The following is a 14,779-nucleotide window of genomic DNA, read 5'->3' as shown; positions in this document are numbered from 1 at the left end:
CCGTTGCCCGCGCGCGAGGAGCGTCACTTGACCGGTCCGGCCCCCGATTCGCCCCGCGACACCCGCCCCACGCTGGAGGCCGTGGCCGCCCTCGCCGGGGTGTCCCGGGCGACCGCCTCCCGCGTGGTGAACGGCGGGGCGGGGGTACGGCGGACGCTCGTGGAGCAGGTGCGCATGGCGGTCGACGAGCTCGGCTACGTGCCGAATCACGCGGCGCGGACCCTGGTCACCCGCCGCAACGGCGCGATCGCCGTGATCATCGACGAGCCGGAGTCCCGGATCTTCTCCGATCCGTTCTTCTCCCGGCAGATCCGCGGCATCAGCAGGGAACTGAACGCGCACGACGCCCAGTTGGTGCTCCTGCTGGTGGAGGGCAGCGGGGACTTCGACCGGGTCGCCCGCTATCTGGCCGGCGGCCATGTGGACGGCGCGCTGGTCTTCTCCCTGCACACGGGCGACGGACTGCCCGCCGTCCTGCGCCGGTTCCGGGTCCCCACGGTCTACGGCGGGCGTCCTGCCCGCCCCGGCACGGACGCCGCACCCGCCGTGCCGTACGTCGACTGCGACAACCGGGGCGGCGCGGCCGAGGCCGTCCGCCATCTCGTCTCCCTCGGCCGACGGCGGATCGCGCACATCGCCGGCCCGCGCGACCAGACCTCGGCCCAGGACCGGGTCGCCGGCTACCGCGACGTGCTGCCCGACGCCGATCCGGGGCTTGTCGTGCCGGGCGACTTCACCGTCGAGAGCGGTGTCCGGGCGATGGCACGGCTGCTCGACCGGCGTCCGGGCCCGGACGCCGTGTTCGCGGCGAACGATCTGATGGCCTCGGGAGCACTGCGAGTGCTGCGCGAGCGGGGCCTGCGGGTACCCGAGGACGTGGCCGTGATCGGCTTCGACGACATGGCGTCGATCGCCGAGGCCACCGATCCCCCGCTAACGACGGTCCGCCAGGATGTCGAGGGCATGGGCCGGTTGATGGCACGCCTGCTGATACGGACGCTGAACGGCGCGGAGGAACCGGTGGCCGGCGGCGAGGCCGACGGAACGGTGCCGGTGATCACCTCGACCGCGTTGGTGCGCCGGGCCTCCGCCTGACCGGTGCGCCGCGGACGGCCTCGCGACGCGCGGCCCGCGCCCGGCGGGCGTACGGCAGGTAGCGCAGCCGCTCGGGGAGCGCGGGCACGACACGCCGCACCACCGCGCACAGCCGCCGCAGTCTGCGTTCCTGTGCGTCGGTCCACTCCAGCCCGATCGCCTCCCGCGCCTCCGGCGGCATCAGACCGATGGTGACGAAACGCCGGAACCGGGCCAGCGGCGGCAGCAGCACCGGCCATGCCGCCCTCAGCAGCAGCCTCAGCGGCAGCGGCCCCCGGTCCGGCGGGGGTACCGGGCGGTCGGTCGCGATCAGGTCCTCGACGACGGCGTTCCGCTCGATGTCCTCGGCGAGCACCCTGCGGAAGTACGGCCAGAATTCCTCGATCGTCTGCGGCATGTCCCGGTCACGGATGCCGAGCACTCTGCCGACCCGGAGCCATTCGCCGTACAGAGCCCGCTCCTGGGCCTCGGTGAGGGGCCGGATCAGATAGCGGGCGGCGTGCCGGTAGACGGGGAAGCCGGTGGCGTGCACCCAGGCGTAGTTCGCGGCCGTCAGCGCGTGATAGGGGCGTCCGCGGCTGTCGGTCCCCCGGACGGTGCGGTGCAGCCCGCGGAGCCTGCGTCCTTCCCGGACCGCTTCCTCTCCCCCGTACACCCAGAGCTGGAGCGAGCGCAGCGACCTCTCGCCGCGCCCCCACGGGTCCGTGCGGAAGACGGAGTGCTGGTCGACGCCCGCGCCGACCGCCCGGTGGGCCACCTGGAGGGTGAAGGCGGCGGGCAGCATCAGCACGGCCCGGATGTCGCCGGAGATGCTCCAGAGCACACCGCCGGGCGGTGGTGCGGGGGTGTCGCCCCCGACGTCCTCGACGCTCATGCGGTGCTCCCGGCGGTCGGCGGGGCGCGTCGCTCGGCGTCCGCCCCTGCGTGATCCAGTATGCGACCGCTTCCGACCGGACGCCCAGGAACACCACCCACGCCCCTGCGCCTCCCACACCCCACCGCCCCCAGCGTTCTCGTCGTCTTCTCCGTCTCTCCGTCTTCCGGCACACGTCCGCCGACGGTGTTGACGCAGTCGATGAAACAAGTCGATAGTATTTGTATCTTTGACTCCTTCGCTTCGACGCCCCATCAGATCCGGTGTGCGCGGGGGATACGGGGCGGCGAAGAAGTCCGAGGAGGCAGGGCCCGCACAGACCCGGTACACGACAGGAGGGCGCACATGGGCCGGTACAGCCGTCTGCACGAGATCCGCCGGATGGATCCCGCACGCGATTGCGCCGAGATCCTCCGGCTGATCTCGCAGTACGAGTTCCCCTGGGACTATCGGCAGGGCGTGGGCGTGGCGTTCCTCCGCGACTACGGTGTCCCCCGGATCTCCTTACTCCTCGACCGCACCCAGGAGTTCGAGCGCTCGGGGCAGAAGCGGTACGACGACACGGTGCTCATCGGGTACGAGATGGTGGCGGACGGCTTCGACTCGGAGCGGGGGCGGGCCGCGGCGCGTCATCTCAACCGTATCCACGGGAAGTACCGCATCCCGAACGAGGACTTCCTCTATGTCCTCGCGACCACGGTCGTCGGCCCGAAGCGCTGGATCGACCGGTTCGGCTGGCGTCCGCTGTGCGCACAGGAGGTACAGGCGCTCGTGGAGGCCGGCCGGAAGACGGCGGCGATGATGGGCATCGAGGGTGCCCCCGACACGTACGAGGGGTTCGCGCGGCTCCTCGACGCGTACGAGGACCGGATGTTCGCCTACGATCCGGCCAATCGACGGGTCGCGAACGCCACGTTCCGGATCATGGCGAGCTGGTACCCGCGGCCGCTGCGTCCGTTCGTGGCACGGTTCTCGCTCGCCGTACTGGACGAGCCGCTGCTCGCGGCCCTCGGTTTCCGGCCGCAGCCGCACTGGGCCCGGCGGTCGGCCGCGGGCGCTCTGCGGCTGCGCGCGCGATGCGTACGCCGGCTGCCCGCCCGGCCGCGCTGGCTGCCCTCGCGCCCGCAGCCCCGCTCGTACCCCTTCGGCTGGCGGCTCGACGACCTCGGCCCGCACTGGGCCCGCGGCCGCCCGCTGGAGCCCCTGCCCGACGAGCGGGAGGGCGGTCTCTCGCCTCGCGCCCGCTGACCCGGGCGCCGGGGGCACGGGCACGTCTGTCACGCTGAGGCGGGGGGCACGATCCGGACGTCGTGACCACCGGGTCCCGCCGCGCTCCCCGCTGCCCCGCACCCATGTCACCGGAGGTTGCCCGTGGCCCGGCTCCATGTACGTTCCGGCATCGATCCCGACGAGCCGGACGTGCCCGTCGTGACGCTCGTCGTCGACCCCGAGGGCACACCGGGCGAACGCGCCGTCGCCCGGCTCGGCGACTGCTGCTACGAGGGTGACGGCGTGTTCTACCTGTCGCGGACCGACGGATGGGGCGAGCACACCCTCGATCACGACCGGCTGGTCGTCGACATCGCCGTGTACCCGGCCGTGCTGGCGCGCAACGGGGTGGACACCACGGCCTTCCCCGACCGGTCGGCGGTCGACCCGGAGGCGGCGCTGGTCCTGCGCGCGGAGACGACGGTGGACCCGGAGCTGTACGCACGGGCGGATTCCTCCACCGTGGTGCTCACGGCGGCTCCGGACCGCACGCTCGACGACGCCCTCGGCGACGACTGGCCGATGCTTCTCGCGGCCCCACCCGCCCCGTGAGTCGGCAGCCGGGCCCGGGCACGTCCGCTCCGTTCCTCCCCGCCCGCCGGGGCCGGGGACGGAGCACCACACGGCTGACGGGCTCCGGTGACCGAGGTGGAACCGCCTATTCCCCCGCAGCGAGCAACGGCACCAGGTAGCGGCGTGCGAACTCCCGCAGCTGCGCGTCGTCGTCGAGCTCGAAACAGCTGACGGGGTTGAGCAGGAAGGAGACCGTGATCCGCACCATCAGCTCGGCGACCGGTGTCGGATCGCTCACCGGCCGGCCCTCCGCACGCCTGGCGTGGCGCAGCCGGTCGGCCAGGTACTCACGGATGGCCATGAGCGCGGGGCCGCTCTCCAACGTCAGAAAGGGGAGCATCGTCTCGGGTTCGAGTCGCAGCAGACCACCGATGAGCGGGTGTTCACGAATGTGCCCGAGCACCGCGGTGAAACCCTCGACGAGCCGGTCCTCGGTCGTGGGCAGCGCGGCCACCGCGTCGTCCACCTCCACGACGAAGCGCCGGTACTCGCGCAGCAGGCAGGCCGAGACCAGACTGTCCTTGTTGCCGATCCGCCGGTACACGGTGACCCGCGAGACCTTGGCGCGTTTGGCGACGTCGTCGACGGTCGACCGGCGCAGGCCGAAGGTCGTGAACTGGTCGCGCGCGGCGTCGAGGATCTGCTCGTTCAGCGCGTCCGGCGTCGGAGCCTCGGTGAGCGCCCGGGCCAGCAGTGTCTCGTTCGTGCCCCGTGCCGTCATCGGCCCTCCCCGTCCCGCCGGTTCCGTCCCACCCTAAGGGCTGCCCCGTGATCCCCGGCGGGCGCACTACGCGTAGTCGTAGACCGTCACCGCTATGCCTCGGCTCAGCAGCCGCCGCTCTATCAACGGCTCGACCCGGTCCCATGTGCCGCCCGCCAGTCCACAGCCGATCCGCGGCATGTGCACGGAAGCGCCGAGGTGGACGGCCCGGTCGGCCACGGCCCCCAGTGCCGTGTCGATCGCCTCGTAGCGCACCGGTACGCCCTTGCCGCCCCTGCGCATGCCGCGCTGGCCCACCATGTTCGCCACCCAGATGTACGGGCTCACCTGCACCAACTGCGTCGCTCCCAGGGCGAAGTCGTTGCCCGCGCGCTCCCGGTGCCAGCGGCGGTAGGCCGCCTCCGGTTCGGGCCAGCGGCGCGAGAGCGCCAGCACGAAGCCCTTGCCCCAGCCGCCGAGGTCGTTGCAGACGTGGGCGATCACCTTCACGCCCTTGCCGTGCGGGGCGGTGGCGTCCCCCTGTACATACATGATCTCCGACATGCCATCAGCCTAGGAGCAGCCACTGACAGCGGGCCCGGCCCCGTCGGTGTCCGTCGTCGTCTCCGGCCGCCACCGGCGGAGCCGAGCGGATCCGTACTGCGGCCAGAGCGCCGCCGGATGCTCCGAGCACTTTCACAACGGTGGTGAGACAGCAATACTGTTGCGCCTGAGGGTGCAGACGCGGCGGTGTGCCGCTGGGCCGGAACGCAAGGAGCAGACATGGCGACCGGGGCCGAGGACCCGACGACGCTCACCGTGGACGAGCTGGCGGCCCGCGCCGGTGTCACCGTGCGCACCGTCCGTTTCTACAGCACCCGGGGCCTGTTGCCGCCCCCGGTGATCGGGCCCCGACGGGTCGGGCACTACGGGCCCGGGCACCTGTCCAGGCTCGCGCTCATCGAGGAGCTCCAGCACCAGGGCATGACGCTGGCGGCCATCGAACGCTACCTGGAACAACTGCCGCCGGATCTCAGCGCGCAGGACCTGGCGATCCACCGGGCGCTGGTGGCGTCCTGGGCACCGGACGCGGCACAGGACGCCACCCGGGCGGAGCTGGAGCGGCGGGCGGGCCGGGCCCTCACCGACCAGGACATCGAACGGCTGGCGGCGATGGGGGTGCTGGAGCGCGCGGAGCCGGTCGACGGCAGCTACCGGGTGGACCCGGGGCTGCTGCGGCTCGGGGTCGAGCTGCTCGGTGTGCCGATCGCGCACGAGACGATCCTGGCCGCCCGGACGGTGCTGCTGGAGCACTCCCGGTCCGCCGCGCAGGAGCTGACCCGGCTGTTCAGGGACGAGGTGTGGGGCCCGTACCGGGAGCGGGAGTCGGACCCGGAGCACGTGGCGGCGATGAAGTCGCTGTCGGCCCATATGCAGCCGATGGTGCTCCAGGCGCTGGTGACCGCGTTCCAGCGCTCGTTGCGGCAGGAGCTGCGGGCCGCGTTCACCGCGGAGTGAACGCGGCCCCGGCGCCGGGTGTCCGCTCTCAGTCGTGGAAGGTCTCGCCCCGTTCGGCCTTCTCCACGAGCAGCGCGGGCGGCAGGAACCGGTCGCCGTAGCGTTCGGCGAGTTCCCGGGCGCGGGCCACGAACCCGGGCAGGCCTCCCTCGTACCCGTTGATGTACTGGAGCACGCCACCGGTCCACGGTGGGAAGCCGATGCCCATGATGGAGCCGATGTTGGCGTCGGCGACGGAGGTGAGGACGTTCTCCTCCAGGCAGCGGACACTGTCCAGCGCCTCGGAGAACAGCATCCGTTCCTTCATGTCGTCGAAGGGGATGCCGGTGTCCGGTTCGGTGTCGCGCCCACCCGCGGTGCCGTCCCCGGTGCGGCCGAAGTGCTCGCGCAGGCCCGGCCACAGGCGGGTGCGCCTGCCGTCCCCGTCGTACTCGTAGAAGCCCGCTCCGCCGCTGCGGCCGGTGCGGCCGAACTCGTCGACCATCCGGTCGACGACCGCGTCCGCCGGGTGCTCGGGCCAGACGCCGCCGGCCTCCTCGACGGCCCGCCTGGTCTCGTCGCGGATCTTGCGGGGCAGGGTGAGGGTCAGTTCGTCCATCAGGGACAGCACCTTGGCCAGGTAGCCGGACTGGGCCGCTGCCTGCTCGATCGACGCGGGCTCGACGCCCTCGCCGACCATGGCGACACCCTCGTTGATGAACTGTCCGATGACGCGCGAGGTGAAGAAGCCGCGGGAGTCGTTGACGACGATCGGGGTCTTCCTGATCTGCCGCACCAGGTCGAAGGCGCGGGCCAGCGCCTCGTCCCCGGTCCGCTCGCCCTTGATGATCTCGACCAGGGGCATCTTGTCGACCGGTGAGAAGAAGTGCAGGCCGATGAAGTCCGCGGGGCGCGAGACGCCCTCGCCGAGGACGGTGATGGGCAGGGTGGAGGTGTTGGAGCAGAGCAGCGCGTCCGGGGCCACCACGTCCTGGATCTCCTGGAACACCTTGTGCTTGAGCGCGGTGTCCTCGAAGACCGCCTCGATGACGGCGTCGCAGCCGGCCAGGTCGGCGGGGTCGGCGGTCGGGGTGATGCGGGCCAGCAGCTCGTCGCGCCGGGCCTCGGAGGTGCGGCCCCGGGCCAGCGCCTTGTCGAGGAGCTTCTCGCTGTACGCCTTGCCCCTGGCGGCGGCCTCGGCGGAGACGTCCTTGAGGACGACGTCGATGCCTGCGCGGGCACAGGAATACGCGATGCCGGCACCCATCATCCCGGCTCCGAGGACGGCGACCCTGCGGACCTCGCGTTTCTCGATGCCCCGGGGGCGGCCGGCGCCGGAGTTGACGGCCTGGAGGTCGAAGAAGAACGCCTGGATCATGTTCTTCGCGACCTGGCCGGTGACCAGTTCGGTGAAGTAGCGGGCCTCGATGGTCAGCGCGGTCTCGAAGTCGACCTGCGCGCCCTCGACGGCGGCGGCCAGGATGTTGCGGGGCGCGGGCATCGGGGCGCCGGCGAGCTGCTTCTTCAGGTTGGCCGGGAACGCGGGGAGGTTCGCGGCGAACTTCGGGTGCGCGGGAGTCCCGCCGGGAATCCTGTACCCCTTGACGTCCCAGGGCTGCCAGGACTCCGGGTGGGCGTCGATGAAGGCGCGGGCCCGGTCGAGCATCTCCTCACGGGTCGCTGCCACCTCGTGCACCAGACCGTTCTCCAGGGCGCGCCGGGGCGTGTACTGGGTGCCCTGGAGGAGGACCTTCAGCAGCGCGTCGGTGATACCCATGAGGCGCACGGTGCGGGTGACGCCGCCGCCCGCGGGCAGCAGGCCGAGCGTGACCTCGGGCAGGCCGATCCGGGAACCGGGGGCGTCGAGCGCGACGCGGTGGTGGGAGGCGAGCGCGATCTCGTAACCGCCGCCGAGCGCCGCACCGTTGATGGCGGCGACGACCGGCTTGCCGAGGGTCTCGATGCGGCGCAGCGAGTTCTTGATGGCGGTACCGGTCTCGAACGCCTGCTGGGCGTTCTCGGGGCCGACCTTGATCATGTCCTTGAGGTCGCCGCCCGCGAAGAAGGTCTTCTTCGCGGAGGTGTAGACGATGCCGCGGATGGAGTCCTTCTCGGCCTCGGCCCGGTCGGCGACAGCGGCGATGGAGTCCTTGAACGCCTGGTTCATCGTGTTGGCCGACTGGTCCGGGTCGTCGAGTACGAGGGTGACGACGCCGGTCTCGTCCTGTTCCCAGCGAATGGTCGTGCTCTCGGTCATTGCTTTTCTTCTCCGTGAGAGAGGGGCCGGCAGGGGGCTCCGTGGGAGGGGGCCGGGGATGGTCAGAGACGCTCGATGACGGTGGCGATGCCCATGCCGCCGCCGACGCAGAGCGTGACGAGGCCGTATCGGAGGTCGCGGCGCTCCAGTTCGTCGACGAGGGTGCCGAGGATCATCGCGCCGGTGGCGCCGAGCGGATGGCCCATCGCGATGGCGCCGCCGTTGACGTTGATCCTGTCGAGGGAGAGGCCCATGTCCCTGGCGAAACGGAGCACGACCCCGGCGAACGCCTCGTTGATCTCGACGAGGTCGATGTCGTCGATGGTCAGCCCGGCCCTGGCGAGTGCCTTGCGGGTGGCGGGGGCGGGGCCGGTCAGCATGATGGTCGGCTCGGATCCGGAGACGGCGGCGGAGACGATCCGGGCGCGCGGCGTGAGTCCGTGACGTTCACCGACCTCCTTGTTGCCGATGGCGACGAGCGCGGCACCGTCCACGATGCCGGAGGAGTTGCCCGCGTGGTGGACGTGGTCGATCTTCTCGACCCAGTGGTACTTCTGCAGTGCGACGGCGTCGAAGCCGCCCGTCTCGCCGATGGTGGCGAAGGACGGCTTGAGCGCGGCGAGCGTGTCGGCGGTGGTACCGGGTCGCATGTGCTCGTCGTGGTCCAGGACGACGAGGCCGTTGCGGTCCTTGACGGGGACGACCGAGCGGGCGAAACGGCCGTCCTTCCACGCCTCGGCGGCGCGTTCCTGCGAGAGTGCGGCGAATTCGTCGACGTCGCGGCGGGAGAAGCCCTCGATGGTGGCGATGAGGTCGGCCCCGATGCCCTGCGGCGCGAAGCCGGTCTGGAAGCTGGTCATCGGGTCCATCGCCCAGGCGCCGCCGTCGGAGCCCATGGCGACACGGGACATCGACTCGACGCCGCCCGCGAGGACGAGGTCCTCCCAGCCGGAACGGACCTTGGCGGCGGCGAGGTTGACGGCCTCCAGGCCCGAGGCACAGAAGCGGTTCTCCTGGACGCCCGCGACGGTGTCGGGGAGGCCTGCCGCGATGGCGGCGATGCGGGCGATGTCGGAGCCCTGGTCGCCGAGCGGGCTGACCACACCGAGGACGATGTCGTCGATCGCCGCCGGGTCCAGGCCGGGGAAACGGCCGCGGATCTCGTGGATGAGGCCGACGACGAGGTCGATCGGCTTGGTGCCGTGCAGGGCCCCACTGGCCTTGCCGCGGCCGCGCGGGGTGCGGATCGCGTCGTAGACGAACGCTTCGGTGCTCAAGTCAGCAGCCTTTCGGGGTGATGGATCGAGGGGATCAGGCGAGCAGCGACCGGCCGATGATCTCCTTCATGATCTCGGTCGTGCCGCCGTAGATGGTCTGGATGCGGCCGTCGGTGAACGCCCTCGCGACCGGGTACTCCGCCATGTACCCGTATCCGCCGTGCAGTTGCAGACAGCGGTCGGCGACGCGCTTCTGGAGCTCGGTGGCCCACCACTTGGCCATCGAGGCGTGCACCGCGTCGAGCGTCCCGTCGCAGTGGTCGACGACGCACCGGTCGATGAAGGTACGGGTGACGGCGCACTCGGTGGCCATCTCGGCGATCTCGAACCGGATGTGCTGGAGCTTGGCGAGCGGCCGTCCGAACGCCTCGCGTTCCTTGACGTACCGCGTGGTGATCTCCAGCAGGTGTTCGGCGGCGGCGATTCCGGCGACCGCTATGCCCATCCGCTCCTGCGCCAGATTGGTCATCAGGTGGATGAAGGCGCCGTCCCGTTCGCCGAGCAGGTTCTCCTTCGGGACGCGGACGTCGCGGAAGAAGAGTTCGGCGGTGTCCTGGGACTTCTGGCCGATCTTGTCGAGGTTGCGGCCCCGCTCGAAGCCCTCGGCGCCGCGTTCGACGACGATCAGCGAGAGGCCCTTGGCCCCGCCCTCCGGGGTGGTCTTCGCGACCACGACCACCAGATCGGCGAGGATGCCGTTGGAGATGAACGTCTTCGAGCCGTTGAGCAGCCAGTGGTCGCCCCGGTCCTCGGCGGTGGTGCGGATGGCCTGGAGGTCGGAACCCGCGCCGGGTTCGGTCATGGCGATGGCGGTGATGGTCTCGCCGCTGCAGAATCCGGGCAGCCAGCGCCGTTTCTGTTCGTCGGTGGCGAGTCCGGTGAGGTAGGGGCCGATGATGTCGTTGTGCAGCCCGAGCGCGAGTCCGGGAGCACCGGCCCGGGTGAACTCCTCGGCGAGGACGGCGCTGTAGCGGAAGTCGGTGGTGCCGCCGCCCCCGTACTCCTCGGGCACGGCGAGGCCGAGCAGTCCCTGCCGTCCGGCCGCCAGCCAGGCCTCGCGGGAGACGATGCCGTCCCGCTCCCACTGTTCGTAGTGCGGGAGCACCTCCTTGTCGAGGAAGGTACGGACGGTCGCGCGGAACGCGTCGTGTTCTTCGGTGAAGATCTGCCGCTGCACTGCGGGCCTCCTGGGGCCGGTGGTCGACGGTGGGGTTCGGTCGGGCCGGTCCGGCTCCGACGGGTGCGGGCGGGGCCCGTCACTCCGGGCGCGCGTCCCCGTTCCGCGCGAGCCCGGGGACGGCCCAGTCGGCGGCGACGGCCTCGGTGTCCGCGCCGGGCCGCGCCGGCCCGCCGCGGACGGAGGCGGGGGTGGCGGAGAAGCGGGGGGCGGGGGCCGGCTGGGTGAGTCCGCCGTGTTCGACGAAGGTGGCGCGGGCCGCGAGGTGCGGGTGGGCGGGGGCCTCGCGGAGGGAGAGGACGGGCGCCACACAGGCGTCGGTGCCCTCGAACACCTCGGTCCACTCGGCGCGGGTGCGGGTGCGGAACCGTTCGGCCACACGTGCGCGCAGCTCGTCCCAGCGGGTGGTGTCCCACCGGTCCGGGGCCTCTTCGCCGATACCGAGGAGGGCGCCGAACTCGTCGTAGAACCGCTGCTCCAGCGGGCCCACCGCCATGTACTGCCCATCGGCGGTCTCGTACGTTCCGTAGAACGGGCAACCGCCGTCCAGGAGGTTGGAGCCGCGCCGATCCTGCCAGCCCCCCGCGGCGAGCATCGCGTGGATCATCGTCGCGAGGTGGGCGGCGCCGTCGACGATCGCCGCGTCCACGACCTGCCCCCGGCCACCGGGCAGGCGGGCGTGCTGGAGGGCGGCGAGGACACCGACGACGAGATAGAGCGAGCCGCCGGCGTAGTCGCCGACCAGGTTGGCCGGGACGGTGGGCGGCTCGCCGGGCCTGCCGATCATGGAGAGGGTGCCGGTGAGGGCGATGTAGGCGATGTCGTGACCGGCACGTTCGGCAAGCGGGCCGTCCTGGCCCCAGCCGGTCATCCGCCCGTAGACGAGGCGCGGGTTGCGGGCCAGAGCGGCGTCCGGGCCGACCCCCAGGCGTTCCGCGACACCCGGCCGGTAGCCCTCGATCAGGATGTCGGCGCGCTCGGCCAGGCCGAGGACCGTGCCGGGTCCGTCCTCGGCCTTGAGGTCGACGACCACGGACCGTTTGTTGCGGTTGGTCAGGTCGTACGCCGGGTCGATGCCGAGCCCCGCGCCGCCCGGGCGGTCGACCCTGACGACGTCGGCGCCGAGATCCGCCAGGAGCATCGCGGCGAACGGCCCGGGGCCGATGCCCGCCAGCTCCAGCACCCGCACGCCCTCCAGCGGGCCCTGCGATCCGTGCTCCGTCGTCGTCATCGAGCCCCCAGCAACGGTATGACACAACTGATGTAACAGCGATGATGCTAAGAATGAGCCGCGCCGCGCACAACCCTTTGGACCGAGCGAGCGCTCGGCCTTCCCCCGGGATCCTCCCCCACGGGCGCGTCGGGGCCGCACACCGCCACGTGCGCCCCGCCCGGACGGCATGCCGAAAAGTCCGGCCGTCCCGTGGGAGGGAGGGCCGGACGTGTGTTGCCGGGGCCGGGCCGAATGCCCGGGGCCGGGTCAGAGGGCCCAGGCCACCAGCGTGCAGATCATCGAGACGGCCCAGACCACGCCCGCGACCAGGCCGAGGGTCATTCCCACCGCGACCCGGCGCTGGGCGAGGTAGACGGTTCCCGGTCGCGTGGACGTTCGATGCTCGGTCATGCGTACCAGCCTGCCCGCCATGATCGACGAGCGACATCCGTACGCGTACTCAAACGGCGGGGCCACGGGGCGCCTGCTTCGCGGGCTTCGCACCCGCCGGTCCGGCCGTCGCCTCCCGCAGAACCCGTCGGCACAGCGCGTCGGCCCTGCGGGTCGTCTCCGGCTGGCGGAAGTCGCGGGCGAGCAGCAGCGTGTGGGCACAGGCGTTGTCCAGGCCGATCCGGTGTCCGGCCGACACGAAGACGGGCTTGACGTCGTCCTGGGTGCGCAGGGCCAGGCCCACCTCCTCCCGGCCGTCGAGGAGCGGCGACCGGTCGCCGCGGCGGGGGCCCGGCTGCTCGTAGGTGAAGACGAACGGATTCTTGGCGACACCGAACACCGGGAGTCCGGTGAGCACCCCGAGGTGACTGGCCAGGCCGAAACGGCGCGGGTGCGCCAGGCCGTAACCGTCACAGATCACGACCCCGGGGTCCGTCGGGAGCGACTCCAGCGCCGCCAGCACGGTGGGGATCTCCCGGAAGGCCAGGAGCCCGGGAACGTACGGGAAGGTGACCCTGCCGACGGCCGTGGCCTCGGCGACCACATCGAGCGTGGCACCGTCGAGGACCACCGCCGCGGCCACGACGATGTCCCGCTCGTCGTCGTAGGCGACGTCGACCCCGGTCACCCGCCCGGTTCCCGGCGGCGGGCCCGGTTCGTCGCGCACCACCCGGGAGCGCAGGGCGTCCTGCACTGCTCGGGCCTCGGCCTCGTCGGTGGGTGCCTGGAAGATTGTCATAGTGACGTCAAGTCTATGAGCCGTCCCGCGGGGCCGTGGGCATGCCGTGAAACGGACCGCGGCGTCCCGACGGCACACCGAAGCTCCGGCGGCTCGGGGCGACTTGGGGAAGTCGCCGCGAGTCCGGCCGGAGCTCCGTCGCGTCCATGGCGGGCGGTACGAACTCATCGTCCTGCCACGGCCCGCCGAATCCTCACCCCTCGGGGCGAAAAGCCCCCGATCGGATTCCCTACAGGATTTCGATGGCGGTGACCTTCGGAACGTTCGAGTACTTGATATTGCTGTTCCTGGGAATCTTCACCACATCACCATTGGCGTCGTAGTACTTCACGTCGTTGTTCCCCGTCGAGATCTGGTCGATCCACCACCCGCCGAAGTCGGTCTTCCCACGGTTCGCATAGCAGTCCACGCTGTCGCGCCCGCTGCCGTTGTGCGACCAGATCTTCAGGAAGCCCGCGTCGGGATCGCAGGTGACGTGGTCGATGGCGGAAGCCGTTCCGGCCGGTCCGGCCATGGTGAACGCGACGGCCATGGCAAGCGCCGCCGCCGTGGAGCGCGCGATGTTCCTCGTCCTTGAGATCATCATTTTCCCCTAGAGTCGAAATACTGCACCGGAATGCCCTTCGCCGTCTCGGGCGCATCGGCACTGAACGAGCATCTTACGGATCCCATCATCCGCACCCGGGGGTCCCGGAGGGAAATCACCTGAACGAGACTCTCCGGCCATATGAACCGGAACTCGGCGCGTCCATGAATTCCAATTGCAGACAAGAACACGCGGATTCGATTCGATACGCCGCACGCCCGGCCTCGATCGTTCACACGCCGCCACCGGCTCGCCTGCGGCCCTCTCGCTCCGCGGACGGCGGGACGCACCGGGGCCGGTCGCGGCCGTCCCGTAGCCTGGCGATCATGTTCGTACTGGAATTGACCTATACCGCCCCCGTCGAACGCGTCGACGCACTCCTGCAGGCCCATGTCGCGTGGCTGGACCGGCAGTACACGGACGGGGTGTTCATCGCGTCGGGCCGCAAGAACCCGCGCGACGGCGGGGTGATCCTCGCGGTCGGCGACGACCGCGCCCGCATCGAGAGGATCACGGCAGAGGACCCGTTCGCGGTGGAGGGCGTGTGCGCCTACCGGATCACGGAGTTCATCGCGACGAAGACCTCGGAGGAACTCGCACCGTACCGGCAGCAGTTGCCGTAGCGGGGCGTGGGCCGAACGGCCGGTGCGGACGGGCCGCGAGTTCACCGCGGGTTCCGCGGCGTCGTCCGGGCCACGCGGCCGTTCCCGCCCGCCGCCCGGCAGCCGCCGTCCGGGGCGCAGCCGACGGTGTCTACGCCCCCTGCCGGCCGTGCGCCGGATGCGAGCGACGTCCCGGGTGAGGCGCGTTCCGGTCGGGCCGACCGCCGGCGCCCGACCGGCTGCGCTGAGGCCGGGCGGCACCCGAACGCTGCTCGGCCGTGTCCGAGGCGGGCGGGGCGGCCGAGGTGCCGGCTTCGGCCCCCGTCACCGGTCACGGCCGCGAGGGCCGGGGCGCCGGCGGGGTCGTCGACTCGGCCGCGCTCCGGGTCGGTCGCCGGTCCACGGAGCGCAGCACCGGCGCGGTGGCGGCGCCTCCGGCCGTCGGCCGGACATCCGCGAGGCCGGCGGCG

Annotated in this window: 15 protein-coding genes; 5 read left to right on the top strand and 10 right to left on the bottom strand. The window is 71.7% G+C overall.

Translation table 11 applies throughout. The features are described from left to right. Positions 1-27 precede the first annotated feature (27 nt). A complete protein-coding gene (locus ACF1CT_RS25945) occupies positions 28-1,095 on the top strand; it encodes a LacI family DNA-binding transcriptional regulator (protein WP_391786356.1) in 1,068 nt (355 codons plus the stop codon). On the opposite strand, the gene ACF1CT_RS25940 is transcribed toward ACF1CT_RS25945, so the two are convergent. Next, a complete protein-coding gene (locus tag ACF1CT_RS25940) occupies positions 1,058-1,969 on the bottom strand; it encodes an oxygenase MpaB family protein (RefSeq protein WP_391786355.1) in 912 nt (303 codons plus the stop codon). The two genes, ACF1CT_RS25945 and ACF1CT_RS25940, sit on opposite strands and share 38 nt — an antisense overlap. 345 nt (positions 1,970-2,314) lie before the next feature. Here ACF1CT_RS25940 and ACF1CT_RS25935 point away from each other — a divergent pair, with 345 nt between their 5' ends. Both ACF1CT_RS25935 and ACF1CT_RS25930 read left to right on the top strand, forming a co-directional pair. Further along, positions 2,315-3,217 (top strand): oxygenase MpaB family protein, encoded by a 903-nt coding sequence (locus ACF1CT_RS25935; protein ID WP_391786354.1) that lies wholly within the window; start codon positions 2,315-2,317, stop codon positions 3,215-3,217. 123 nt (positions 3,218-3,340) lie between these two features. Then, on the top strand, positions 3,341-3,790 hold the full coding sequence (locus ACF1CT_RS25930) for a hypothetical protein (protein WP_391786353.1): 450 nt from the start codon (positions 3,341-3,343) through the stop codon (positions 3,788-3,790). Between the two features lie 106 nt (positions 3,791-3,896). Here the strand turns inward: ACF1CT_RS25930 and ACF1CT_RS25925 are convergent, their stop codons facing one another. Continuing rightward, positions 3,897-4,532, bottom strand: coding sequence for a TetR/AcrR family transcriptional regulator (locus tag ACF1CT_RS25925; RefSeq protein ID WP_391786352.1), 636 nt, complete (start codon positions 4,530-4,532; stop codon positions 3,897-3,899). Between the two features lie 66 nt (positions 4,533-4,598). Beyond that, a complete protein-coding gene (locus ACF1CT_RS25920; RefSeq protein WP_391786351.1) occupies positions 4,599-5,075 on the bottom strand; it encodes a macro domain-containing protein in 477 nt (158 codons plus the stop codon). Between the two features lie 219 nt (positions 5,076-5,294). On the opposite strand from ACF1CT_RS25920, the gene ACF1CT_RS25915 reads away from it, so the two are divergent. Further along, positions 5,295-6,029, top strand: a complete 735-nt coding sequence (locus ACF1CT_RS25915; RefSeq protein WP_391786350.1) for a MerR family transcriptional regulator — start codon at positions 5,295-5,297, stop codon at positions 6,027-6,029. 28 nt (positions 6,030-6,057) lie between these two features. Here ACF1CT_RS25915 and ACF1CT_RS25910 read toward each other — a convergent pair whose 3' ends face one another. From ACF1CT_RS25910 to ACF1CT_RS25880, 7 genes are all read right to left on the bottom strand, one after another. Next, positions 6,058-8,265 carry a 3-hydroxyacyl-CoA dehydrogenase NAD-binding domain-containing protein gene (locus tag ACF1CT_RS25910; protein ID WP_391786349.1) on the bottom strand — a complete coding sequence of 736 codons (2,208 nt, stop codon included), beginning with the start codon at positions 8,263-8,265 and terminating at the stop codon, positions 6,058-6,060. Between the two features lie 62 nt (positions 8,266-8,327). Beyond that, positions 8,328-9,542 carry an acetyl-CoA C-acetyltransferase gene (locus ACF1CT_RS25905; RefSeq protein ID WP_391786348.1) on the bottom strand — a complete coding sequence of 405 codons (1,215 nt, stop codon included), beginning with the start codon at positions 9,540-9,542 and terminating at the stop codon, positions 8,328-8,330. A 34-nt stretch (positions 9,543-9,576) separates the two neighbouring features. Further along, positions 9,577-10,719, bottom strand: coding sequence for an acyl-CoA dehydrogenase family protein (locus ACF1CT_RS25900; RefSeq protein ID WP_391786347.1), 1,143 nt, complete (start codon positions 10,717-10,719; stop codon positions 9,577-9,579). Positions 10,720-10,798: 79 nt separating this feature from the next. Beyond that, positions 10,799-11,950, bottom strand: a complete 1,152-nt coding sequence (locus tag ACF1CT_RS25895) for a CaiB/BaiF CoA transferase family protein (RefSeq protein ID WP_391786346.1) — start codon at positions 11,948-11,950, stop codon at positions 10,799-10,801. A 249-nt stretch (positions 11,951-12,199) separates the two neighbouring features. Beyond that, positions 12,200-12,343 carry a morphogenic membrane protein MmpA gene (gene mmpA, locus ACF1CT_RS25890; protein WP_391786345.1) on the bottom strand — a complete coding sequence of 48 codons (144 nt, stop codon included), beginning with the start codon at positions 12,341-12,343 and terminating at the stop codon, positions 12,200-12,202. A gap of 49 nt (positions 12,344-12,392) precedes the next feature. Next, positions 12,393-13,121 (bottom strand): endonuclease V, encoded by a 729-nt coding sequence (locus ACF1CT_RS25885; RefSeq protein WP_391786344.1) that lies wholly within the window; start codon positions 13,119-13,121, stop codon positions 12,393-12,395. 229 nt (positions 13,122-13,350) lie between these two features. After that, positions 13,351-13,704, bottom strand: a complete 354-nt coding sequence (locus tag ACF1CT_RS25880; RefSeq protein WP_391786424.1) for a beta/gamma crystallin domain-containing protein — start codon at positions 13,702-13,704, stop codon at positions 13,351-13,353. Positions 13,705-14,033: 329 nt separating this feature from the next. On the opposite strand from ACF1CT_RS25880, the gene ACF1CT_RS25875 reads away from it, so the two are divergent. After that, positions 14,034-14,330: a YciI family protein gene (locus tag ACF1CT_RS25875; RefSeq protein ID WP_391786343.1), complete on the top strand. Its 297-nt coding sequence runs from the start codon at positions 14,034-14,036 to the stop codon at positions 14,328-14,330. Positions 14,331-14,779 lie beyond the last annotated feature (449 nt).

This window comes from Streptomyces sp. NPDC014734 (assembly GCF_043083325.1).
Classification (GTDB): domain Bacteria; phylum Actinomycetota; class Actinomycetes; order Streptomycetales; family Streptomycetaceae; genus Streptomyces.
The sequence above is the reverse complement of the archived record's forward strand: the minus strand, read 5'-3'. Positions and strand labels throughout refer to the sequence as shown.